This is a genomic window from Acidaminococcus nyctereutis, from assembly GCF_052216985.1.
Taxonomy (GTDB): Bacteria; Bacillota; Negativicutes; order Acidaminococcales; family Acidaminococcaceae; genus Acidaminococcus; species Acidaminococcus fermentans_A.
Window position 1 is genome coordinate 31,013 of sequence record NZ_JBQOUY010000015.1, and the last position, 24,386, is coordinate 55,398.

Here is a 24,386-nt window from a genome sequence, read left to right on the forward strand (position 1 = left end):
AAAGCATGGGAAAACGGTTTTTAATCCTCTGGGCGAATCCTAGGGACGCCCTGGTCAGCCTGGTATATGTGCTGATGATCGTGGGGGGCGAGAACATCTTCAGTGCCAGCTTTGTGGCGGCCCAGGATATGTTCGGCAATGGGTATCACTACCTGATCCGCTACTGGGCCTTTGGGCTGCTGGGCCTAGTGTTGATGCACACTATCGGAAGGAAAGGGGATTACCACAAGATCTTCCCGTATGTCCAGCGGATCTGTGTGTTTTTGATTGGGCTCCTGCTCTTTGTGGATGGCTATGGGAAAACCCTCAAAGGGGCCCAGCGCTGGCTGATCCTGGGTCCGCTCTCCTTCCAGCCGTCCGAACTGGTAAAACTGGCGGTGATCCTCCTGGGAGCCAATTATCTGGGCCGTCTGATGGAAGAGGGGAAACGGCCCCATCTGCTCCGGAAGGGCACCTGCCTGGCCTTCCTGGAAGCGGCCTTCATGTCCTTTTTGGTGCTGGTTCAGCCGGATATGGGCACCGCCGCCATCATCCTGTCCTTGATGATCGTCCTGTATGTGGTGGCCGGGCTCCCCTACCGGGAGATTTTCGCTCTCCTGGCTTCGGGGGCTGCCCTGGCCACGGTTGCCGTCATCCAGGCCCCTTATCGGCTGAAACGGGTCCTGGTCTGGATCAATCCCTATTCGGATCCCCAGGGGAACGGCTATCAAGCCGTCCAGTCCTTTACGGCCATCGGCAGCGGAGGGATCAGCGGCATGGGCCATGGTATGGGCTCCAGCAAGTTCTTCTACCTTCCCGAAGCCCATACGGACTTCGCCTTTGCGGTTTTCTGCCAGGAATGGGGATTCCTGGGAGCCCTGCTGATGCTCCTGGTATTTATCATCATGGGGCTGGCCCTGTACCGGATCGGGAAGGAGACCCAGGACCGGCGGGGCTTTTTGCTGGTCAGCGGGATCAACTTCCTGGTGGTGGGCCAGGCCATTGCCAACATGGCCATGGTCTGCGGCATTCTGCCGGTAATCGGGGTCCCGCTGCCCTTCATCAGCTACGGGGGTACGTCTCTCTTGATTACCCAGGCTGCCATCGGTCTGGTGCTTTCTGTCTGCCGGCTGGAAAAAAAAGGCAGGGAAAGGGCGGAAGCCCCGCAGGGACCTATCCGGTTCCAGTCTGAAAGAAAAGGACCAGGGAGGTGGCGTCCTTGAAGTTTCCCAAATTCCCGGGCTTTCCGGGATTCCATAAAAAGAAGGAAGTAAAACGGTTTCCTGGAGGAAAAGATAGGGAGCCTTCCCTGCTACACCTGGATCCCTCCCATCAGGATGTGCTGGAAAAAGGCAACCGCAGGGTGATCACTCTGGGCTATGTCCTGGGATTCGGTATCCTCCTGGTAGTGGGGAGACTGTTCTATCTCCAGATCATCCAGGGGCGGTCCATGGAACAGAAGGCCCTGAACCAGATCAGCGGGGAATATGTCGAAATCTCTCCCCGAGGCAGCATCCTGGACCGGAACGGGGAAGAACTGGCTGTCAGTGTGGTGAGCAAATCCCTCTATGTGGATCCTCAAGAACTGGTGGATGACCCAGCCCGGTGGCCGGTGGGGAAAATGCCCAGCCGGGATCCCAAAAGGGCAGCGGCAGATGCCCTGGCACCGGTGCTGGGCCTGCAAGCAGCGGAGCTCTATCAAGAGTTCTGCGAACCGGACCGCCGGTTCGTCTGGGTGAAACGGACCCTGGATCCTCATGAGGCGGATCAAGTGGAAGCCATCTTGAAAGAACAGAAGTTCAGCGGCTTCCATTTCAAAGAAGAAAGCAAACGGTTCTACACGAAAAATAACCTGGCGGCCCAGGTCCTGGGGTTCGTGGGGACCGATGACGAAGGATTGGAAGGAATCGAAGCGTCCCAGAATGAATACCTGAAAGGCCAGAACCAGAAAAAGATCAGTTTCTTCGATGCCAAGGGAAACCTGGTGGGACCCAGTGCCATGAACCAGGTCCAGGCCCGGCGCATGAACACCGTCCAGCTCACCATCGATGCCCGGATGCAGTTCATCTTGGAAAAAAGTTTGGATGAGGCTATCAAGAAGACCCATGCAGCCAGTGCAGCGGCCATCCTGATGGATCCCAATACCGGGGAAATCCTGGGGATGGCCAGCCGGCCCACCTTTGACCCCAACCATTTTGCAAAGGCCCGGGAGGGGGCCTATATGAACCGGGGCGTGGGCATCGTCTATGAACCGGGCTCTGTGTTCAAGCCCATCATGGGGTCCGCCGGTCTCATGGAAGGGATCATTACCCCCTCCACACCCTTCAATGATGAAGGGTCCATCGATGTAGGCGGACGGAGGATCCGGAACTGGGACGGCAAAGGGATGGGCCATGTGACCTTTACCGATGTGATCAAATTTTCCCTGAATACAGGGATGGCCGCTCTCGGCCTGAAACTGGGGGGCGAACGGGAAACGGAATACGCCAGGGATTTCGGCTTCGGCAGCGTCACCGGCAGTGATGTGCCGGGAGAAGAAGCCGGGATCCTGTACGATCCGGAAGACATGGTCCCCTCTGACGTAGCCACTATGGCCATCGGCCAGGGAATCGCCGTGACACCCCTCCAGATGCTCCGGGCCATCTGTGCCATCGCCAATGGGGGAACGCTGGTGAAGCCCTATATCGTACAGAAGATCGTATCCCCTGAGGGAGCCATCCTGAAAGAGGGAAAGACAGAAGCGGTCCGGAAAGTGATCACCCCGGAAGTGGCGGAAGAAATGCGGACCATGATGGAAAAAGTAGTCTCCGAAGGGGGCGGTAAGACGGCCCAGATCAAAGGCTATAAAATCGCCGGCAAGACGGGGACCGCAGAAAAGCTATCTCCCAAGGGAGGGTATATCCCTGGAGTGTACATTGCCTCCTTTGTGGGTTTTGTGCCCAGTGACGCTCCCAAATACGCCATGATCATCATGCTGGATTCTCCCAAAGGGGCCTTCTACGGTTCTCAGGTCTCTGCTCCGATTTTCCGGGATACCCTCCAGCAGATCCTGGTGGCGGAAGGCATCCAGCCCAGCAACTGGGAGGGCCTCCCTACGGTGGAATCCCTGCTGGCCAAGACCGCCAAGGAAGCGGCGCCGCTGGCCACCCTGGAAGCTGGGGAAGACGGCTCTGTGAAACTGCCCAACTTGGCAGGCCATTCCATCCGGGAAGTGGCCGGAGCCTTGGGCGGAGCGAAGCTGTCCCTGATCCCCATTGGCAGTGGGACCAGCTGGAAACAAAATCCGGCCCCAGGGACGGTCCTCCACAGCGGAGATACGGTGACCGTCTATTTCCGATAGACACGCACCCTGCCGCCAGGCCTCTTTTCAGCCCCAGTGGCAGGGTGTAGAATAATAGAAAAGGAAAGAGGGGCTGCTGCGCAAGCAGCAGCCCCTCACAAGGAGATACAATGGAACAGATCATCATGGCCGGGAAGCCGGTAGCAGAAAAAATACGGAAGGAACTCCAGGAAAGATTCGCGGGAAAGGACCTGACCCTGGCCACGTTCCTCATTGGGGACAATCCGGCGGCACAGGTCTACAAACGCAGCCTGCTCCGGACGGCGGCCAGCCTGGGGATCCAGACCCGGGATGTGGTTCTGCCCAAAGAAACCAGTCAGGAAGAGGCAGAAAAAGTCCTGCGGGGACTCAGTGACGATCCCCAGGTCAGCGGCATCCTGCCCCTGGTCCCCTTTCCCCAGCATATCCGCCGGATGGACCTGGTCCAGCAGATGGATCCGGAAAAGGACATGGACTGCATCCATCCCATCAACGGAGGGAAGTTCTACCTGGGCATCACCCCTTGGGCACCCTGCACCCCCCGGGCCTGCATGGCGATCCTGGACTATTACGGGATCCCTCTGGCAGGACAGAATGTGGTGATGGTGGGCTACGGCGAAGTGGTAGGACGGCCGCTCACCCTGATGCTCATGGGCCGCTATGCCACTGTGACCGTCTGCCGTTCCCGCACAAAAAATCTGCCTGCCATTACCCGGCAGGCAGATATCATCCTCAGCGCGGTGGGCAAGCCCAACCTCATTACTGAGGATATGATCCAGGAAGGTGCTGTAGTGGTGGATGTAGGCATCAATTCTGTGGATGGGAAACTGGTAGGAGACGTGTCCGAAGCCGCGAAGATGGCCAAAGCTTCGGCTTATACCCCGGTTCCCGGCGGAGTAGGTGTGGTCAGCAACCTGATGGTGATGGAGACCCTTACTCGCTGTCTCTGATCATTTATTGTCTTTGGCAGCCAGTTTGCCCAGGAATTTGGCCTTGTTCACCAGGAACCGTTCGTGGGTGGCCTGGCCGATGGTGCCGTAATTGTCAGAAACGGTGATCTTGAAGGTCAGTTTCCGTCCGTCCACGCCCACCAGTACCGCTTTGGCCGTAACGGTCTTGCCTACAGCGGTGGCTGCATCGTGGGACAGGTTCACGCTGATCCCCACACTGGTGGTCTCGTCATCCAGGCAGGGATCGACGATGGCGCAGGCAGCCTTTTCCATCAGGGCCAGCATGGCCGGGGTGGCATAGACATCCAGGGAACCACTGCCCATGGCGGCTGCAGTGTTGGTGTGGAGCACGGTATCCGTGGCTTCGCCCACGGCGCCGATACGGAATTCTTTCATGATATCCACTTCTCTCTTTTAGATTTTTGACAAGTCCATCTTACTCGTTTTTTACCGGAAAGGCAAGGAGGCAGCATGTTTTATGATGAGTTGCTGAAGGGGAAGGCTCCTGGCCAAGTGGCCCTGGTGGACCAGGAACAGGAGCTGACCTATGGGGAACTGGAGGCAAAAGTGGAACGCTGGGCCGCTTTTCTCCAGGCGAAGGGGCTGCGGAAGGGGCAGCGGGCGGCCCTGGTGAGCCGGAACTGCAATGGCTTCGTGGCCGCCTATCTGGCGGTGATCCGGGCCGGGGGCGTCATCGTCCCCATCAATTTCCAGCTGGTCCCCCGAGAAATCGCCTATATCCTGAAAGATGCAGGGATCTCCCTTTTGATCAGCCGCCAACCGTTGGAGCTGGGAGCGGCCCTGGAAGAAGCGGGCATCTCCGGAGTCCAGCAGTTCCTATACGAAGACCTGGATGGACCAGTGGACTGGACTTTCCAGCCCCCCCAGCGGCGGGAGGAAGAAAACTGCACTATCATCTATACCTCCGGGACAACCGGCCACCCCAAGGGAGCCATACTGAGCCACCGGAACCTATTGACCAATGCCCAGGCCTATTGTGAGGCGGTGGGACTGGTGCCGGAAGACCGGATCCTCTGCCTTTTGCCCATGTACCACTGTTACGGCTGGACGGTCTGTGTCACCAGTGGCCTCCTCCTGGGGGCCCGGATCGTGATCCAGACCAACTATAATTTCAAGACGGCCCTGCGGCTGGTGGTCCGCCAGCAGGTATCCATCTTCGTAGGAGTTCCGGCAGTGATGGAACTGCTGCTCAATGGGGCTGACCTGGCGGATCTGGCTTCGGTGCGGGCCTTCATCTGCGGCGGAGCGGTCCTGACCAAGGAACTGGGCGAACGGTTCTCGGCATGGAGCCGGAAACCCCTGCTGGATGGATACGGACTTTCGGAAACGTCTCCTGTGGTCAGCTTCAACCGGCCGGGCAAGACCCGGTTCGGGACTATAGGGATCCCCATCCATGGAGTGGAAGTGGCCATCCTGGATCCGGAAGGCCGGACGATGCCCCAGGGAAAGACTGGGGAAATCGCCGTCCGGGGACCCAATGTGATGCTGGGCTACTTGAACCAGGAAAAAGAGACGGAACGGGTTTTCCGGTACGGCTGGTTCCATACAGAAGATGTGGGCTTCTTCGATGAGGAGGGGTTCCTGCATCTGGTAGACCGGCTGAAAGACCTGATCATTTCCAGCGGGGAGAATATCTATCCCCGGGAAGTAGAACGGGTCCTCCTCCAGTATCCGGGGGTGGCGGAGGCTGCGGTCATCGGCTATCCGGACCCCCTCCGGGGCCAGTCCGTTGCAGCCTGGCTGGTCCCGGAAGCGGGGGCCCAGGTGGATCTCCGTGCCCTGCGCCGGTACCTATTGGACCGGATCGCTCCTTACAAAGTCCCGAAGAAATACTTCCTGAGGGAAAAATTTCCCAGGACCAGCCTGGGGAAGGTACAGAAGAACAGGCTTCGGGATGAAACCTTGAAGCTTTTGGAAAAGAACAGAACAGCCGGGAGGGCTTTATGAGAAAAATTATGCTCCTTGGGTGCCTGCTGCTGAGCCTTCTCTTCAGCGGCTGCGCCAAAGGCCATATCACGATGGAAATCACCCGTCTGGGTGCGGCCGACCTGACTTGCAGACTGGTGACGGCACCGGTGCTGAAACCTACGGTGGATGCGTTCCAGGAAGATTTCCAAAAGGACGGATACGCTGTCCAGCCTGCCAAAGAAGGGCAGTATGAAGGCTTCATCGCTACCAAACACTACAACCAGGTGAAAGACATCAAGGATTCCAAGGTACTGAAGACCTTCGATATCCGGACCTGGGAACAGGCGGCCCAGGAGGCAGCCGGGTCCCAGGACGGAGGGAATGGGAAAAGGGCGGAACTTCCCAAGGGAGAGAAGAAACCCATCGTCCAGCTCCAGGGCGGGCTGCTCTTCGATACCATCAGCGTCCATACAGGGATCAACATGGCCCCTAAAGAAGAACTAAAGAACCGGGATGCCCAGGCCGTGCTCCAGAGCATCCTGAAGCAGTTCGACCTGCGGTTCACACTGATCCTGCCTACGGGAGTGGATGATACCAATGCCACCCAGGTCAGTGACGACAAACGGACCCTTACCTGGAAGCTGCCCTTGGGAGAAGAGACCCCCATGGACGCTACCGTCACCTACTTGAACCCGGTGAAAGCTGCCGGCTGGCTCATGGTACTCTTGGTAGTGGGCGGCGTAGGAGACGCCTATTACCGGAAGCGGAAGCGGATGAAGGGGACTGGGGCGTGAGCCGCAGCCCTTTTCCTAATAAAGCAAAGCCCTGTTGGATGAAAGAGGGGGGAGCATCCAACAGGGCTTTGTGTGGTTTATGGACAAACTTTTAGAAGGTATGCAGAAGTAAAAATGACAGCAGGCTAGTCTTCCACCGGTTCCAGATCCAGTTTTTCCAGGATGGGCAGGAGTTTGGTGACGCCGCAGGTGAAGAAGATAATCCGGATGACTTCGCAGATATCATCTACGGTGGCGCCATTTTCCAGGGCCAGGCGGGAATGGACTTTCATGGTGGTCTCTGTTCCGGTGGCCATGCCAATGGCCATGACGATCAATTCCCGGTACTTCCGGGGAATCTGGGTGTCAGAGGCATTGTCCGTATAGCCGTCCAGAAAGGCTTTGACCAGCATGGGATCATTGCCCATTTTCCGGTGGCTGTCCATAATGGCACCACCCCGGGCTTTTTTCAGTTCTTCCAGGAATTTCCGGCTTTTGGCCAGTTTTTCAGCATTTGTCTGTTTCATGGTTTCAGGCCTCCACATGATATTTTTTCTTCAGGAAATCAGGGGCAACGGTGGGGAACAGGGCATAGGTCAGGATATCCTCTTCCGTGCGGGCCAGGTTTCCGGCTTCCGCTTTGGCTTTTTCCCAGCCAGGTTCCAGCAGACTGGCCGGACGGCAGTCAATGGGTGGCTTGCCGCCCAGGGCTTTTTGCAGCAGCACTGGATCGATGGGTCCGGGAGGGCACCCGTACATGCCCCGGCAGTAGTCCCGCATTTCTTTGCTGATGAATTTGTACCGCTCGCCCATCAGCACATTGCTGGTGGCCTGGGCCCCGCAGATTTGGCTGCTGGGAGTGGCCAGGGGCGGGTACCCCATATCTTTCCGGACCCAGGTGACTTCTTCCAGGATTTCCGGCAGCCGGTCCAGGGCGTTCATGGCTTTCAGCTGATTTTCCAGGTTGGTGAGCATGCCGCCGGGCACCTGATGCTGGAGACATCCCACATCCACGCCTACCAGCCGGCTTTCCACATCCTTGTGGATTTCCCGGAGATACTGGAACCCTTTGTTCAGTGCAGTAAAAGGAGCCAGGTCAATATGAGGATCCCGGCAGGTACCGCGTAGACCGGCGATGAAACTTTCAATGGGGGGATGGCCGGGCCCCAGGCCCAGACTGGAAACACAAACATCTACTCCGTCGGCACCCGCCCGGATGGCTTCCCAATAGCACATTTCCGCCATGCCTCCGGTGCAGTGACAATGGAGATGGACAGGGATGTCCAGGGCTTTTTTCAGGGCACGGATCAGGGTATAGGCCATGGGCGGGGTCATCAGACCGGCCATGTCTTCCACGTGCATGAGCTGGGCCCCCATTTCCTGCTGGGCCAGGGCATTTTCCACAAAAGAATCAATGGTGTTGAGGGGGCTCAGGTTGTACTGGAGGCTGCCCTCGATTTTTTTGCCTATTTTTTGTACCGCATGGAAAGCAGTCTCACAGTTCCGCAGATCCTGCAGGGCATCAAAGATCAGGAACACATCGATGCCGGCTTTGGCGGCACATTCCACGAATTTTTCCACGATATCATCAGGATAAGCGTGGTAGCCCACCAGGTTTTGGCCTCGGAGGACCATCTTCAGAGGGGTGTGCTTCATATACCGCTTGAAGGTACGGACTCGGTCCCAGGGATCATCTTGGAGAAAACGGATGCAGACGTCAAAGGTGGCGCCGCCCCACATTTCCATGGATGCATAGCCGAGCTGGTCCATCCGGGAAAGAAATGGAATCATTTCTTCGGTTTTTACTCGGGTAGCCAGCAGAGACTGGATCCCGTCACGGAATTCCACACTGTTGAATTGTACCGGTTCCGAACTGGCAAAAGCAGATCCGCCGGTGAAGGCTTTGGTATTCTTTGTCTGTTGTTCCGCCGCCAATTTCATCACAACTCCTTTCCCTGTCAGGGGTGAAAGTTCTTTTTTGCAAGTCTTGCTAAAACGTTTCACTAAATCGTTTAACTTATTCTTGCATGATTTTCAGATTTTGTCAACAAAAAAAACGGAAAGGCGAAAAAAGTCACCTTTCCGTTTTTCTTTTTCTGCTGGCAGGGTCTTACAGGGTAAAGGATTCATGGAGTTCGATCCGGGCTTCACTTTCAATATGGACCGGTTCCCGGCTGCCGGTGGCAATCTGGGCCATCAGGATGCCCACTGCCTGGCGGATGATGTCATCGCCGGGCATAGCCACTGTGCTGACGGAAGGAATCAGGTAGCGGGTATTCTGTGGATTCTGGGTGGCAAAACTCAGCAGTTCCATATCTTCCGGGACCCGGAATCCGTATCGGTGGAGGGTATAAAGAACGCCGGAAACCATTCCATCGCTTTCGCACAGGATCATCCGGGGCTTGTCCTTACAGGCGCAGAGATTTTCTGCCGCAGAGGCACCGCCTTCCGGGGTGTTGGTTCCGTTGAAGATCCAGGCTTCCGGGACCTGGATCCCGAACTGGCGGCAGACGAAGAGAAACGCTTCCGTTCTCCGTGATGTGGCCATATAGCGGGTTCCGTTGCGGATGAGGGCCACCTGCTTGTACCCTTTCTGCCGGATCAGACTGGCGGCCTGGAGGGCAATTTTGTTGCTATCACAGCCGGAGGTGCTGTATTTGTTGCTTTCCCGGTTGATCAGGACCAGGGGTAGCTGGAGATCCAGGCTTTCCAGGTATCGGATATCCTTTTCACTGGCGGCACCGATGATGGCCCCGGTGTAATTGTTCTTGATCAGCTCGGAACAGGCATCGGAGATCCGGTCGTTGATATAGGGGTGGAGCAGCAGCTCACAGTCCTTTTTCTTTTCTTTCAGGGCTTTTTGGATCAGGGACAGGAAATAGCCCATCAGGGTGAAACGGTAATCCAAAGGCCAGAAGAAGGCAATGACCGGTTTGTGTTCGTTTTTGTCATGGAGCCGGCGGGCATTGAGATTGGGCTGATAGCCCAGATCCCGCATGGCGGTACGGATCCGTTGGATGGTGCTTTCCGGGATCCGGTGTTCCGGTCCTCGGCCGTTCATGACCAGGGAAACCGTGGTGGGAGAAACTTTGGCCGCAGCGGCCACATCTTTTATGGTTGGCATGGAAACGCTCCTTTGTTCAGAACAAACCTTTTAGTAAATTATAGTAAACATCACTAAAAATAGCAAGGATTAGTAAATTTAGTAAAACAAAAGCAGAGAAAGAATCCAGAGATAAATGGAAAAAAATCAGGTAATAATCGGGGATAATACCAGTAATTGAATAAACAAAAAATACAGTTAAAGGGAATTGACACAGCTAAAACGATTTACTATAATACAGATGAGTAAAACGTTTTAGCTATTCTGGTCACGCGTAATCTGAGAAACAAGCATCAGAAAGGGAGAATTCAAATGGCACACAAAAAAACCATAGACGGGAATGAAGCTGCGGCATACGCCTCCTATGCGTTTACGGAGGTTGCAGCCATTTACCCCATCACGCCGTCCAGCCCCATGGCAGACCATGTGGATACCTGGGCTGCCAACGGAATGAAGAATATTTTCGGTCAGCCGGTGAAACTGGTGGAAATGCAGAGTGAAGCCGGTGCGGTGGCTTCCATGCATGGTGCTTTGGATGCCGGCAGCCTGGCTACCAGCTACACGGCCAGCCAGGGCATGATGCTCATGATCCCCACCATGTACCGGATTGCCGGAGAACTGAAGCCGGCCGTCATCCATGCCGCTTCCCGGAATGTGGCAACCAACAACATTTCCATTTTCGCTGAACATTCCGACGTCATGGCCTGCCGGCAGACCGGCTTCGCTCTCCTGGCATCCTCCAGTGTGCAGGAATGCATGGATCTGGGTGCAGTGGCGCATCTGTCAGCCATCAAGGGTCATGTTCCTTTCCTGCACTTCTTTGATGGGTTCCGGACTAGCCATGAAATCCAGAAAATCGATGTGCTGGACTTCAAGGATCTGGCTAAGCTGGTGGACCGGACGGAACTGGAAAAATTCCGGAAACGCAGCCTGAACCCGGAACGTCCTCTGCTGCGGACGGCCGGCCTGAACGCGGATACCTATTTCCAGTGCCGGGAAGCCATGAACCCCTATTATGATGCACTGCCCGCCATTGTGGAAGAATACATGGGGAAAATCAGTGCCCTGACCGGGAAAGAATATCACTGCGTCAACTACTACGGAGATCCGGAAGCGGAACTGGTCCTTGTGGGGATGGGCAGCGTGGCGGAAACCGCTGCGGAAACCATTGACTACCTGCGGAAACAGGGCAAGAAAGTGGGATATTTGAATGTCCATCTGTACCGGCCTTTCCCGGTGCAGTATCTGCTCCAGGCTCTGCCTGCCACGGTGAAAGCCGTAACGGTGCTGGACCGGACCAAGGAACCGGGGGCCACCGGAGAACCTCTGTATGAAGATGTCTGCTCCGTGCTGAAGGAATTCCGCAGTGACCTGCCGGTCTATGCCTGCCGTTTTGGCCTGGCCTGCAAAGATACCACGCCGGCCCAGATTGTGGCCATGTATGAAAATATGGAAAAAACGGAACCGGCCAACCATTACACCATCGGCATCAATGATGATGTAACCCATCGATCCCTGGCCGTGGGGAAAGAAATCAACATCATCCCTGCCAGCACCTACAGCTGTAAATTCTGGGGCCTGGGTTCTGACGGGACCGTAGGGGCCAACAAGAACACCATTAAAATCATCGGGGACCATACGGACAAATATGTCCAGGCCTATTTCGAATATGACGGGAAAAAATCCGGCGGGGTCACCAAGAGCCATCTCCGGTTCGGCGATACTCCCATCCGCAGCAGCTACCTGGTGCGTCATGCGGATTTTGTGGCCTGCCACAACAAAGCCTATGTCCAGACCTATGATCTGATCAGTGACCTGAAACCGGAAGGCAGCTTTCTGCTGGCCTGTGACTGGAAAACGGTGGAGGAATTGGAGGCCCATCTGCCGGCTGCCATGCGCCGTGCCATTGCCCAAAAACACATCCGTTTCTACGTGATCGATTCCGTATCCATTGCGGCAGAACTGGGGCTGGGCAACAGGACCAATACCATTCTCCAGGCAGCTTTCTTCCACATCACCGGGATCATCCCCGATGACAAAGCAGTCCAGTATATGAAAGAAGCCGCTCTGAAGAGCTACGGCCGCAAGGGTGAAAAAGTGGTCAACATGAACTATGCGGCGGTTGACCGAGGCATCAAGGGTGCCGTGAAAGTGGATTATCCGGCTTCCTGGGCCGATCTGCCGGAAGAAAAAGTCCAGCCGGCCAGAAATGTTCCGGAATTCATTACGAAGATCCTGGAACCGGTGAACACCATGCATGGGGACGAACTGCCGGTCAGCGCTTTCCGCGACTGGAACGACGGGACCTGGCCCCAGGCTACTTCCAAATACGAAAAACGGGGCGTGGCAGTGAAAGTCCCCGCCTGGGATGCGGCCAAATGCATCCAGTGCAACCAGTGCTCCTATGTCTGCCCCCATGCAGCCATCCGTCCCTTCCTGCTGACGCCGGAAGAGGTGGCCAAGGCTCCGGAAACCATGGCGGCGGCCGATACCAAACCCAAGGCCAGTGCCCTGAAATTCCGGATGCAGGTAGCCGTGCTGGACTGCCAGGGCTGCGGCAGCTGCGTCAGTGTCTGCCCGGTGAAAGCCATTGCCATGGAACCCCTGGACAGCCAGAGAAAAGAAGAAGCCAACTGGGAATACCTGGACAGCCTGCCGGAAGTCCGGAATCCTTATGGGGTACAGAATGTGAAGAACAGCCAGTTCAACCAGCCGCTGCTGGAATTCAGCGGTGCCTGCGCCGGCTGCGGGGAAACGCCCTATGCCAAACTGGTAACCCAGCTCTACGGGGATCATATGTATATTGCTACGGCCACCGGCTGCAGCCAGGTATGGGCCACCAGCTTCCCCAGCTTCCCTTACTGCAAGAACAAGAAAGGGTTTGGACCGGCTCTGGGCGGTTCCCTGTTTGAAAACAACGCGGAATTCGGCATGGGCATCAGCCTTTCCGTGGAACAGCAGCGGAAAGCCCTGTACAGCAAGGCGGAAGAACTGCTGGCAGCCCTGCCGGCGGACAGCGGACTGGCGGAGGCTGCCAGAGCCTGGATGGACAGTTTCGATGATGAAAAGACGAGCGGGACGGCCAGCGATGCCTTTAAAAAGGCGTTGGCACAGGCCCAAGTTCCGGCTCAGGCTCAGGAAGCCCTGGGTTATATCCGATCCAATGCAGAACACCTGCGGAAAAAATCCATCTGGATCTTTGGCGGTGACGGCTGGGCCTATGATATCGGCTACGACGGCCTGGATCATGTGATTTCCACCGGAGCCAATGTGAACATGATGATCTTCGATACAGAAGTCTATTCCAATACCGGCGGACAGGCTTCTAAATCCAGTCCCCGGTCTGCTGTGGCCCAGTTTGCGGCCGCTGGGAAGCGGACCAAGAAAAAGGACCTGGGCATGATGGCCATGAGCTATCGGGATGTCTATGTGGCCCAGGTGGCCATGGGAGCCAATCCTGGCCAGCTGCTGAAAGCTGTCCAGGAAGCGGAAAGTTATCCTGGCCCTTCTGTGATCATCTGCTATTCCCCCTGCATCAACCATGGCCTGCGCTGCGGCATGGGAAATGTGATGGCGGAGATGAAGAAAGCTGTAGAATGCGGCTACTGGCAGCTGTACCGGTATGATCCCCGTCGGATCGAGGAAGGGAAGAATCCTTTCCAGTTGGACAGCAAGGAACCTACCGGCGATTATCAGGCTTTTCTCCAAGGAGAAGTGCGGTATTCCAGCCTGGCTCGGAAGTTCCCGGAAATTGCGCCGACGCTCTATGCCAAGAGTGAACAGGATGCTCGGGAACGGTTTGCCTGCTACAAAGAACTGGCGGCAATGAAAGAAAATCAATAACAGACAGCATCAGAAATGGAACAACAGGCTGAATTCCTCTGCTTCCTGGGAAGAAGCAGAGGAAAGCAGTCTGATAAAAAGGAGACGGTAAAAAATGGCAACTCCCTTGATTGAAAGAATATTGGATGCTCCTGCAGGGACTGTGGTTTCCTTCCAGCCGGACTGGCTGCTGGTGACCAATGGCGTGGCCCATCAAGCGGTATTGGAAGCACAAAACGTGGCACAGCCAGCCAAGGTCCAGCTTTATTTTGACCACAATGTCCCGACTGGAGATCCGGAAGCGTCCCATGTGTTCGACATCCTCCGAGATTTTGCTAAAAAATATGGGATTGCTTTCCATCAGGCGCTGGGAAGTGCGTATGAATGCCTGCTTCATATCGTCCAGCCGGGACAGATCTTGGTGGGCGGCGGCTCTCATGCTTCTATTCTGGGGGCAGCAGGGGCCTTGGGCATCGATGTAAGCCCCTTGGAACTGGCAAGAGTCCTGGAAAGCGGAAACTATCAGGTGGTGGTGCCAGAGACCTTGACAGTCAAGATCCAGGGAATCCTGCCGGAAGGAATCAGCAGCATGGATGCAGCACTACAGTTTTTGACTGAAAATAAAGACATTTCAGGAAAGATGCTCCAGATCATCGCTCCCCAGTGGAATCTCCATCAGAAAAGCGTATTCTGCAGCATGGTCTGCGGAACCGGCGCTTTTTCAGCAATTTGTACAGATGCCGGGACGCCTGATCGGGTCCTGAAACTGGACGGCTGCAGAACCATGGCCGTAGGCCCCTGCGGCCGCCGGGAAAATCAAAAGACGGCGCCCATCTTCCCAGTTTCCCAACTGCGGGGCAGGTCGGTGGAAGCCGGCCAGATCGGCGGGTATACAGGCGGGACCATCGAGGACCTGCGGCGGGCTGACCGTCTGATCCAGGGAAAGCAACTGGCCAAAGGCTTCCGGCTGAGCGTTTGCCCGGCCACCAGTGCAGATTACATCAAGGCCATGGAGGAAGGAATCATCGAACACTTCATCGATTATGGGGCACAGATCCAGGCAGCAGGGGACCGCAGTGAAGTACGGCAGGGAGCCGGCGTCATCGGCAGGGGAGAAACTCTGGTGACTACGGGGCTCTATACTTATGCCGGCTGTATGGGGGTGCCGGACTCCTCCGTGTATACGGCTTCTGTGGAAACGGTGATCCGGGCATCCTGGACCAAAAGTTTATAAAAGGGGAGAAGCAATTATGGAGAAAGTTTTCAGCGGAAGGATCTGGACCTTTGGCAATGATATCGATACGGATACCATCATCCCCGGCAAGCGAGGCACCATTCCCACCATCGAAGAAATGAAAAAATATGCTTTTGAGCTGCTGAAACCGGAATTTGGGTCTACGGTACGGCCAGGGGATATCCTGGTGGCCGGCAGCAATTTCGGCTGCGGGTCTTCCCGGGAGCAGGCAGCTACGGTCCTCAGCCACAACGGGGTCCGGTGCATCATCGCCAAAAGCTTTGCCCGGATTTTCTTCCGGAATGCCTTCAACAGCGGGATCATCCTGCTGACCTGCGACGGGATCCAGGATGTGGTCAAAGGCGGGGACATTGTTACCGTTGACCTGGAACAGCACAAGGTCAGCGCCAACGGAAAAGAATTTTCGGTGGGCGCCATTCCTCAGAATCTTTTCGATATTGTGGCTCACGGCGGTCTGATTGCCGATACCAAACGGAAGCTGGCAGAAGGATTCAAACCGCAGCCCCATCAGGAACTGGACGAACAGGAACGGCGCAGAAAGGGATTCACCCTGGCGGAAAAGATCCTGCGGAAAAACGCAGGGGTAAAACAGGTGAAACCTGGGGATATTGTGATTTCCCATCCGGATATGTTTATGGTCCACGATATCTACACCCCCTATCTGCTGGATACTCTGCATCAGATCGGGGCCAGGAAGATTGCGGACCCCGACCGGGTGACCATTGTGTTCGACCATTGCATGCCTACGTCGGTAGCGAAAAATGACTCGGCTCATTATGATGCAGGACTGGAACTAGCCAAAGAGTACGGAATCGAAAAACTCCACATCGGGGAAGGAATCTGCCACAGCCTGATGCATGAAAAAAAGTATGCCAGACCGGGCTGCGTGGCCACAGCAACGGACAGTCATACCACCACCTACGGAGGAGCCGGGTGTTTCTGCAGCGGCATCGGGACGGCGGAAATGGCGGCGGCCCTGATTACCGGGGAACTGTGGTTTAAGATCCCGGAAGCCATCAAAATCGTCCTGAACGGTCATCTGCCCAAAGGGGTTTTGTCCAAGGATGTAATCTTAAAAATCCTGGGCGATATCAAGGCGGATGGAGGACAATACAAGAGCCTGGAATTTACCGGTCCGGCCGCTCATGAAATGAGCATGGATGCCAGGTTCACTGTGGCCAACATGGCCTTGGAAGCAGGAGCCAAATGCGGTCTTTTTGAGGCAGATCAGAAAACGGCCGATTACTATGGCGTCCCCCTTTCGGAAATCGATTGGGTGACCATGGACGAAGAGGCCCAATACGAAAAAGTCCTGACCTATGATGTGAATGAATTGGAACCCCAGCTGTCCTGTCCTCAAGGAGTGGATAATGTCCATCCTATCCGGGAGGTGGAAGGGACTCCCATGGATGAAGTTTATCTGGGCAGCTGTACCAACGGGAGCATCGAGGACCTGGCCATTGCTGCAGAAATCCTGAAGGGAAAACACGTGCCGGAAACCATGCGGTTTATTGTGGTCCCTGCCACCAATGCGGTCTTTAAGGAAGCCATCCGGCGGGGCTATATCCGGACCTTCATCGAAGCAGGGGCTGTCATCTGCCATCCTTGCTGCGGGCTGTGCTGCGGCATGCCCTATGGGCTGATGTATGACGATGAACGGATCTTGTCCACGGCCAACCGGAACTTCATCGGACGCCAGGGGACCAAGAAGACCCTCAGCTATCTGTGCAGTCCGGCAGTGGCAGCGGCTACGGCCCTTACCGGCGTGGTCACGGATCCCCGGAAACTCTGAAAAGGAAGTGTCACGCAGTCATGCTGAAAAATTTTGAACAGATGAAAGAAATGCTCCGGCAGCAGCCGGGAAAACGGCGGGTGGCCGTAGCTGTGGCCCAGGATGAACATACCCTTCAGGCTGTGAGCCAGGCTGCCCGGGATGGGCTGGTCCGCCCGGTACTGATCGGGAAAGAAATGGAAATCCGAGCTATCCTGGAAAAAATCGGATGTCCGGAACTGGAAGTGGACATCATCAATCTGGAAGATCCGGTGGAGTGCATCCAGAAGGCCGCCGACCTAGCCCGGGAAGGGCAGGTGGACTGCATCATGAAAGGCAAATGCCAGACCGGGACGTTGATGAAGGTCCTGGTGAACAAGGATACGGGAATCCGCACCGGGGACATCATGAGCCTGGTGGGGTTCTTTGAAAGTCCCTATTATCACAAGGTGTTCGCCATTACTGATCCGGCCCTTCTGACCTATCCGGATCTGGAGCAGAAAAAAGCGGAAATCCGCAATGCCGTGGGAGCCTTCCATGCGCTGGGAGAGAACAGTCCCAAAGTGGCCATGATCGCAGCAGTGGAAAAAGTCAATCCCAAGATGCCGGAAACGGTGGAAGCGGATGCCATCAAAAAGGAAGGGATTCCCGGCTGCGTACTGGAAGGCCCCATCAGCCTGGACCTGGCCATGGACCCGGAAGCGGCCCGGATCAAAGGTTATGAAAGTCCAGTGGCAGGGGATGCGGATCTGCTGGTGCTGCCGGATATCGTGGCCGCCAATGCGGTGGCCAAGACCATCACGGTCATTGGAGGCGGCCGGACCGGCGGAGTGGTCCTGGGTGCAAAAGTTCCAGTGCTCTTGGTTTCCCGGGCCGCTTCTGCTGATGATAAATACATGTCCATTGTAGTGGCTGCCCTGATCGGCCACGGCTGTTAAAAGACAAGGGGAATTTTATATGAAACAAGGTATCCAATTCCAAGTTTGCGGACTGCAGTTTAAATATTTCCTTCCATTCTTCCTGATCATCATGATCTGTACCTATATGGGCTGGCTGCCTACGGTTACGGTTTATGCCAACGCCGCAGGAAAATATATGGCCACCAACTACATTGCCACCGGGGCCTTCCTGATGGCGGTGGGAGGACTCTTTTTCTGGCTGGGCGATGCGGTGCCCATTGTGAACAAATATCTGGGCGGTGCCTGTCTGCTTCCCTTGTTCGGGGCTTCGCTCATGAACTATTACGGCCTGATTCCCAAAACACTGGTGAATGGCTGCCGGGTCCTGATGAAGACGGGTTTCCAGGACGCGTATATCGCCCTTCTGCTGGTGGGGTCCGTCCTGGTCATGGACCGGAAAGTGCTGCTGAAGGCTACGGTCCGGTATCTGCCCACGGTAATCGGGAGCCAGGTATTTGCCCTGGGCTTCTGCATCCTGGGAGGCTGGCTCACCGGGTTTGGGTGGAAGGAAGGGCTGTTCTATGTGGGAGCGCCCTGCATGTCCGGTGGTTCTGCCGGCGCCATGACTACCCTGCCGGCCCTGTATTCCAATCTGGCGGGAAAGGATTTGACGGGGCTGGCAGGACAGTTCCTCTGCTATGCCTCCATTTCCAATGTACTGGCCGTCCTCTTTGCCGCTATCGGCGGGCCTCTTACAGAAAAAATCCCCGGTCTCAATGGACGGGGGAAGATCCTGATGAATCAAGATGCCATTGAAGCAGAAGATGAAGTCAAAGGGGAAAAGAGAGACGTGACTTCTGCTGATTATAAGAAATTGGGCGGGGGCATCTTCATGGCTCTGGTCCTCTACTTGGCTGGCGTTCTGTTGGCCCACATCCCGGGGTTGAATCACATTGCCGGCCTGGCTTGGACCATCATCCTGGCCATCCTGATCAAGACCACCAACATCCTGCCGGAAGATGTGTCCTATGATTGCGTCTATTCCATGCAGTTTGCCTTGAAGGCCATGCTGCCCATGCTGATTGCCGGCATCGGGGTCTGTTCCCTACGCTTCACTGATCTGACCAGCTATTTCTCCGGCGGTGTGCTCCTGGTGATCTTCTTGGGAGTCCTGGGTGCCATGGTGGGAGCCATGCTCTTCGGCCGTCTTGCCGGGCTGTATCCCTATGAAGCCGGAGTCACCGCCGGCCTGTGCTGCTGCAATATCGGCGGTTCCGGAGATATCGCCGTGCTGACCGCTGCCAAGCGGATGGACCTGCTGGCCTTTGCCTCCATTTCTACCCGGATCGGCGGAGCCCTGATGGTCATCTGGCTGGGTCTCCTGTATCCCATGTTTATGCTGTAAAGCCGACTTTGCCAGGAGCCGGAAACTGCCAAGGTTTCCGTTCCTGGCATTTTTGTCCTGCAAGGAGGAACTGTGAATGAAAAAATATAAAATGTTTGCCATCAATCCGGGTTCGACTTCCACCAAAATTGCCCTGTTCCAGGGAAACAAGGAAATCTTCAGCCAGAACATTACCCATGAAGCGGACGAACTGAAGAAGTTCCAGGAAATCCTGGACCAGCTGGCTTATCGCAAGAAGGCCATCCTGGAAGCCCTGGAGCAGGCTCATCAAAGCCTGGAAGGTACCGATGCCTTTGTGGGCCGGGGCGGCGGTCTGGTCAGTGTGGTGGGAGGCACGTATCCCGTCAATGACAGAATCCTGGCTGATCAGCGCAATAAAGTCAGTGTCCAGCACCCGGCCATTTTGGGCGCCCAGCTGGCCCATGAATTTGTGGAGAAATACGGGGGACAGGCTTTCATCGTCAACCCGCCTGATGTGGATGAATTTATTGATGTGGCCCGGATTACCGGCTTGAAAGGACTGTACCGGGAAAGCAAGCTCCATGCCCTCAACCAGAAGGAAATCGGTATCCGGTACGGTAAAAGCCTGGGGAAAAAATATGAAGACCTGAATCTGATCATCTGTCATATCGGAGGGGGCATTTCCGTAACGGCCCACCGGAAGGGGAAAATGATCGATTCCAATGACATTGCCCAGGGAGACGGCCCCATGGCGCCTACCCGCTGCGGAGCGCTGCCGGTGAAGGACGTGGTGCGGATGTGCTTTTCCGGGAAATTCACGGAAGGAGAAATGTATCAGAAAATCACCAAAAACGGCGGGCTGGTTGACCATCTGGGAACCAGTGATGCCCGGGAAGTCGGCAAAATGATTGCTGCCGGGAATCAGTATGCCAAACTGGTCTATGACGCCATGATCTATCAGATTGCCAAACAGGCCGGCGCCATGGCCGCTGCCCTGGAAGGAAAGGTGGACGGCATTATCCTGACCGGGGGCATCAGCTATGACCCCTATGTGGATGCAGAACTGAAACGGAAACTGCAGTTCATTGCGCCGGTTACGGTGATGGCCGGAGAATTTGAAATGGAGGCACTGGCGGCAGGAGCCCTGCGGGTCCTGGATGGGGAAGAACAGCCAAAAACCTATACGGGGATTCCCTCCTGGAGTGGATTCCATTTTGAATAAAAAAAAGCTTGCAATGAATTGGCCTCCCTGCTGCCAAATGGGACTGCGTTATGGGAGCATCCTGCTGGGATGCCTTCTGATGGCCGGGGCATTCCACATTTTCTTCGTTCCCCATCATTTTTTGACAGGGGGGCTGACCGGCCTGGCCATCATTTTCTACTACCTTTTCGGGTGGCCGCCCGGAATGGTCGGCTTCCTGCTGAATTTTCCCCTGTTTTACCTGGCCTGGCGGTATATCAGCCGGAAGTTCTTTGTGGACAGCCTGATTGGAACTTTCCTTTTTTCAGCAACCCTGGATGGGTTGTCTTTTCTCCAGGGGAAAGTGCAGGTGGAGGATCCCATCCTCAGTCTGGTTGCCGGCGGAGTCCTGACAGGACTGGGCTATGCCCTGGTGTTCAGGGCCGGCTCCACGACCGGGGGAGTGGACATCCTGGGGTTCCTGACTCAGAAATACTACAATGTTTCCGTGGGGACCACCAATTTCTTGTACAATTTTACCCTGATGCTGGCGGCTCTTTTCTTCCTGGGGCTGACTCCGGTGCTGTACAGCATGATGATGTTCTTTGTGATCTTCAAATCCACTAATACATTCGTGGTAGGGTTCGATTTCAAGAAAAGCGTCCTGATTATTACAGAACAGCCAGAGGCTGTCAGTACACGGATCCTCCATGAAATGAATCGGGGTGTGACTTTCCTCCAGGGAGAAGGGGCTTATTCCCGCCGGAAACTGCAGATCCTCCTGGTGGTCCTGAAACTGACCCAGCTGGCCCAGTTGAAGGCCATCGTACAGGAAGAAGATTCCCGGGCTTTTGTGGCCATCCAGGATGTGAATGAGGTAGTAGGGAAGGGATTTACCTGGTGAAAAATCTTTTCTTGTCTTTGCTTCACATTGATTTTAGGAGGTAACAATGGGTTTTGTCGATAAAGAATCAAAAGAATGTTGTCCCAGTCAAACTTTAAAAATTTCTTTGCATAAACGGGAAATCAAACAAATTTCTGGCATTATCTATGAACAGGTTTCCTGCCATGGGTATCCCAATATGCCCATGGCACTGGATCTGCTGCAGCCTCAGCAGGAAGCGCCGCTGCCATTGGTCATTTTCCTGACCGGCGGGGGATTCATTTTCAGCAATCGGGATAATGGACTGCAGCTGCGGTATTATCTGGCGGAAAGAGGCTATGCGGTAGCTTCCGTCACGTATCGGGTGACACCGGCTGTCCAGTTCCCTGAACCGTTGGAAGATGTGAAGGGGGCTGTCCGTTATTTACGGGCCCATGCAGAGCGGTGGAATCTGGATGCTTCGAGAATCGCTCTGATCGGTGCCAGTGCCGGTGGGTATCTGGCCTCTTTTGCCGGCATCACAAATGGTGTCAGGTGTTTTGATAAAGGGGAGAACCTGCAGGTTGAAAGTGATGTGCGCTGTGCGGTCAGCCTGTATGGACCTTCTGATTTAGCCAGAGCGGCAGAGGATTACAGTGAAGAAATCCAGCGCTTCCACCAGTCCGAAGGGTCTCTCCAATCACTTTTTGTCAATGGCATACCCCAAATCGGAGGCAGTCCGGGAGGACTCCAGGCTAACCCGGAAAGCGCGTCTGCGGCCAATCCCCTTTGCTATATCAGTGAAAAAAGTTCACCTGTCCTGCTCATGCATGGAAGCGAGGATCCAGAAGTTTCGCCCAGCCAGACTAATCTGCTTTTCCAGGCACTCAGGGCTAAGAGTGTACCCAGTGAACGGTATGTGATACCGGGCGCCGGCCATGGGGGAGCATACTGGGTCCAGGATGAAGTGTTCCAGGTCATTGAACGTTTTGTCGATGTATGCTTGAACAGAAAAAATGTATAGGGGAAATTAAGGAACACGGTACGTTGGTGTTCAAAAGAGCCGGGAGGCCTTGCAAAGAAATCAGACACGGCCCTAACGAGCCTTGAGACATCATGAAAAGATGTCAGACACGGCCCAGAGAGCCTTGAGACGTCAGACGTCAGCTTTGTTAGGCTTAAAGGCAGGTCCATCCTGCTTATCGCCAACAAGCTTATGTCTGACTTCTGAAAGGCCCGCAAGGGCCGGTCTGAAATCGTATAGCAAGAGCTGTTTTCCATAAAAAAAGAACCCGCCAGCCGCGGGTTCTTTCCTTCGTCCAGTGACCAGAGACAAGTGACCAGTGACAGGACCGCCGGAGGTTCCGGCGGCCTTTCCATTCGGAAGGAAAACGCCCAAAGCGTTTTCCAACCTAAAGAAGCCCATGCAATTTCCCTAGCTTCTGGATCTGGTCCAGGGAATAATGGGTGATCCGGGAGATGGTTGCCATAGGGATCTTTTCCTTGAGCATGGCAACAATATTGGCTTCCCGTTCTTCCATACGGCCTTTTTCCAAGCCTTTTTCCAAGTTCTTCTTTGCAATGGCGTGTCCGATACCGCACATGGTTTCCGCCTCCCTTTTCATCTCAACAGTCATGGGAATATCATATTCCCGTTCCAGGATTTCTTTCTTTACGTCAGGGTCCATTTCTGTGGACAAGAGGACGCTGAGCAGGTGGATGATATCTTCCTGCTGGCGGTCCGGCTGTCCCAGGCAAATCAGCATCATGGACACTATATCATAATTCATTTTATCATATTTGGCTTGTCCCACCAAATTTTCCTCTTTCATACGGAATGCAGTCAGGGTGTTCTGCTTGGATTTCGGCGGGTCCAGACAGACCCAGAGAGAATAGACTTTCTGGAGTTTCTGGTAGTCAGAATGCTGGAAAACAATCCCTTTCTGCCGGGACAGGAGCCTTCCACAGTAATAGGCAGCCCGCTTTAGCAGGGGATAACCAGGACTCCAGGTATCTTGGCTCTCCACATTGATGAAAATCTGTCGGGATTCGCTGCCATTGGGGGTACGTGCTGAAAACAGGATGTCAAAATTCACATTCCCTTCCGTGATGCTTTTGTCCGCCGTATTTTCGCCTCTGCTGCGTCCGGGGTCCTGGACATCTTGATCCACAGCGACAGAACAGACGGCAGGCGTACCCTCCAGACAGGGAAGCAGTTCGGGAATGGAACAATGCTCGTATTCTGGAAGGCATCCCTGGAGAATGTGGACCAAAATGATTTTGTTGGCCAGGAGCCGACAGCAGGCTGCGTCTAAGGCTTGTTCTTCCTGCCACGTGCCCAGATCCAGGGCAACAGTGGTAGCGTTTTTCATGGAATCACCATCTTTCTGTTATTTTTGCAAGGGTCCAATGGTGATATCATTCGTCAGGAAACAAGGACTTCCTCCCTGGGTGGAAAAAGACCGTCATTAAGTGCAAAAAAGTGTTGTGAAGGGAAAAAAGAAGGCAGACACGGCCCAGAGGGCCTTGAGACGTCAGACGTCAGCTTTTGTTCGGTTAAGCAGCAGGTCCGATTTGCTTATCGCAGGTCAATCTGACGTCTGACTTCTGAAAGGCCCGCAAGGGCCGGTCTGACGTCTTAAATCTGCCTTCTTCCTGAAAAGTCTTTTCACACCCGCCTTCCCTATTACGGAAAAAATGAATTTATGTTACAATAAAACCAAGAAAAGACAAACTTATCCGAAATGGAGGGAAGACGTATGGCTGCTGAATTCCTGAAACTGACCAAACTGACCATCTATGTAGGCGAAGATTTCTTTTACAAGGACAAACCTTTTTACAAAGCAATCTTTGACATTGCCGGGAAATACAAAATCGCTGGCTGTACGGTGCTCCGGGGGACCCAGGGCTATGGGAGCCGGGTGCGGGGGAAGGAACGGAGACTGTTCATCAGCGTCTCCGAGGCCATCAACCTGCCGGTGATCATCACCATGATCGACAAAAAGGAGCAGATCGAACTGCTGTATCCTTTCCTGGAAGAAAACCTGCGCCACGGGGTGGCCACGGTGGAAGACATCGACATGCTGGCCACCAATTTCGTCAAGGAAGAGTACCAGAAAAAAATCGCCAACCGGGACAACCCGGCGATGCAGAAGTGAGGATAGGGGCTGTTGCATGT

At 54.9% G+C, this 24,386-nt stretch carries 19 protein-coding genes; 14 read left to right on the forward strand and 5 right to left on the reverse strand.

Features of this window, described 5'->3' with window-relative positions:
• The first annotated feature begins 5 nt into the window (after positions 1-5).
• From ACTUHY_RS08375 to ACTUHY_RS08385, 3 genes are all read left to right on the forward strand, one after another.
• The gene (locus ACTUHY_RS08375) at positions 6-1,202 is read left to right on the forward strand and encodes an FtsW/RodA/SpoVE family cell cycle protein (RefSeq protein ID WP_442827367.1); all 1,197 of its coding nucleotides are present in this window, start codon (positions 6-8) and stop codon (positions 1,200-1,202) included.
• Positions 1,199-3,319, forward strand: coding sequence for a penicillin-binding transpeptidase domain-containing protein (locus ACTUHY_RS08380; RefSeq protein ID WP_442827368.1), 2,121 nt, complete (start codon positions 1,199-1,201; stop codon positions 3,317-3,319). Before ACTUHY_RS08375 ends, ACTUHY_RS08380 begins: the two co-directional genes overlap by 4 nt.
• Before the next feature lie 110 nt (positions 3,320-3,429).
• On the forward strand, positions 3,430-4,248 hold the full coding sequence (locus tag ACTUHY_RS08385; RefSeq protein WP_442827369.1) for a bifunctional 5,10-methylenetetrahydrofolate dehydrogenase/5,10-methenyltetrahydrofolate cyclohydrolase: 819 nt from the start codon (positions 3,430-3,432) through the stop codon (positions 4,246-4,248).
• On the opposite strand, the gene ACTUHY_RS08390 is transcribed toward ACTUHY_RS08385, so the two are convergent.
• Positions 4,249-4,644 (reverse strand): thioesterase family protein, encoded by a 396-nt coding sequence (locus ACTUHY_RS08390; protein WP_442827370.1) that lies wholly within the window; start codon positions 4,642-4,644, stop codon positions 4,249-4,251. It lies immediately after the preceding gene.
• Between the two features lie 75 nt (positions 4,645-4,719).
• On the opposite strand from ACTUHY_RS08390, the gene ACTUHY_RS08395 reads away from it, so the two are divergent.
• Positions 4,720-6,216, forward strand: coding sequence for a class I adenylate-forming enzyme family protein (locus ACTUHY_RS08395; RefSeq protein WP_442827371.1), 1,497 nt, complete (start codon positions 4,720-4,722; stop codon positions 6,214-6,216).
• Positions 6,213-6,971, forward strand: coding sequence for a hypothetical protein (locus ACTUHY_RS08400; protein WP_442827372.1), 759 nt, complete (start codon positions 6,213-6,215; stop codon positions 6,969-6,971). Before ACTUHY_RS08395 ends, ACTUHY_RS08400 begins: the two co-directional genes overlap by 4 nt.
• 125 nt (positions 6,972-7,096) lie before the next feature.
• Here ACTUHY_RS08400 and ACTUHY_RS08405 read toward each other — a convergent pair whose 3' ends face one another.
• From ACTUHY_RS08405 to ACTUHY_RS08415, 3 genes are all read right to left on the reverse strand, one after another.
• Entirely contained in the window at positions 7,097-7,477 is a 381-nt protein-coding gene (locus ACTUHY_RS08405; protein ID WP_442827373.1) for a carboxymuconolactone decarboxylase family protein, read from the reverse strand.
• A gap of 4 nt (positions 7,478-7,481) precedes the next feature.
• Entirely contained in the window at positions 7,482-8,891 is a 1,410-nt protein-coding gene (locus ACTUHY_RS08410) for a pyruvate carboxylase subunit B (protein ID WP_442827392.1), read from the reverse strand.
• A gap of 169 nt (positions 8,892-9,060) precedes the next feature.
• Positions 9,061-10,074 carry a LacI family DNA-binding transcriptional regulator gene (locus ACTUHY_RS08415; RefSeq protein WP_442827374.1) on the reverse strand — a complete coding sequence of 338 codons (1,014 nt, stop codon included), beginning with the start codon at positions 10,072-10,074 and terminating at the stop codon, positions 9,061-9,063.
• Positions 10,075-10,365: 291 nt separating this feature from the next.
• On the opposite strand from ACTUHY_RS08415, the gene nifJ reads away from it, so the two are divergent.
• The 8 genes from nifJ to ACTUHY_RS08455 all read left to right on the forward strand — a co-directional run bounded on the left by nifJ (position 10,366) and on the right by ACTUHY_RS08455 (position 22,232).
• Complete coding sequence (nifJ, locus tag ACTUHY_RS08420) at positions 10,366-13,896, forward strand: pyruvate:ferredoxin (flavodoxin) oxidoreductase (protein WP_442827375.1); 3,531 nt, start codon at positions 10,366-10,368, stop codon at positions 13,894-13,896.
• A gap of 106 nt (positions 13,897-14,002) precedes the next feature.
• Positions 14,003-15,109, forward strand: coding sequence for an aconitase family protein (locus ACTUHY_RS08425; RefSeq protein WP_442827376.1), 1,107 nt, complete (start codon positions 14,003-14,005; stop codon positions 15,107-15,109).
• Between the two features lie 16 nt (positions 15,110-15,125).
• A complete protein-coding gene (locus ACTUHY_RS08430) occupies positions 15,126-16,922 on the forward strand; it encodes an aconitase/3-isopropylmalate dehydratase large subunit family protein (protein ID WP_442827377.1) in 1,797 nt (598 codons plus the stop codon).
• Positions 16,923-16,942: 20 nt separating this feature from the next.
• Entirely contained in the window at positions 16,943-17,839 is an 897-nt protein-coding gene (locus ACTUHY_RS08435) for a phosphate acyltransferase (protein WP_442827378.1), read from the forward strand.
• A gap of 19 nt (positions 17,840-17,858) precedes the next feature.
• Complete coding sequence (locus ACTUHY_RS08440; RefSeq protein WP_442827379.1) at positions 17,859-19,205, forward strand: 2-hydroxycarboxylate transporter family protein; 1,347 nt, start codon at positions 17,859-17,861, stop codon at positions 19,203-19,205.
• Between the two features lie 76 nt (positions 19,206-19,281).
• Complete coding sequence (buk, locus tag ACTUHY_RS08445) at positions 19,282-20,388, forward strand: butyrate kinase (protein WP_442827380.1); 1,107 nt, start codon at positions 19,282-19,284, stop codon at positions 20,386-20,388.
• 37 nt (positions 20,389-20,425) lie between these two features.
• Positions 20,426-21,250 carry a YitT family protein gene (locus tag ACTUHY_RS08450; RefSeq protein WP_442827381.1) on the forward strand — a complete coding sequence of 275 codons (825 nt, stop codon included), beginning with the start codon at positions 20,426-20,428 and terminating at the stop codon, positions 21,248-21,250.
• A 106-nt stretch (positions 21,251-21,356) separates the two neighbouring features.
• Complete coding sequence (locus ACTUHY_RS08455; RefSeq protein ID WP_442827382.1) at positions 21,357-22,232, forward strand: alpha/beta fold hydrolase; 876 nt, start codon at positions 21,357-21,359, stop codon at positions 22,230-22,232.
• Positions 22,233-22,620: 388 nt separating this feature from the next.
• On the opposite strand, the gene ACTUHY_RS08460 is transcribed toward ACTUHY_RS08455, so the two are convergent.
• A complete protein-coding gene (locus tag ACTUHY_RS08460) occupies positions 22,621-23,580 on the reverse strand; it encodes an RpnC/YadD family protein (RefSeq protein WP_442827383.1) in 960 nt (319 codons plus the stop codon).
• Between the two features lie 387 nt (positions 23,581-23,967).
• Between ACTUHY_RS08460 and ACTUHY_RS08465 the strand changes: the two genes are divergently transcribed.
• The gene (locus ACTUHY_RS08465) at positions 23,968-24,366 is read left to right on the forward strand and encodes a DUF190 domain-containing protein (protein ID WP_442827384.1); all 399 of its coding nucleotides are present in this window, start codon (positions 23,968-23,970) and stop codon (positions 24,364-24,366) included.
• Positions 24,367-24,386: the final 20 nt, after the last annotated feature.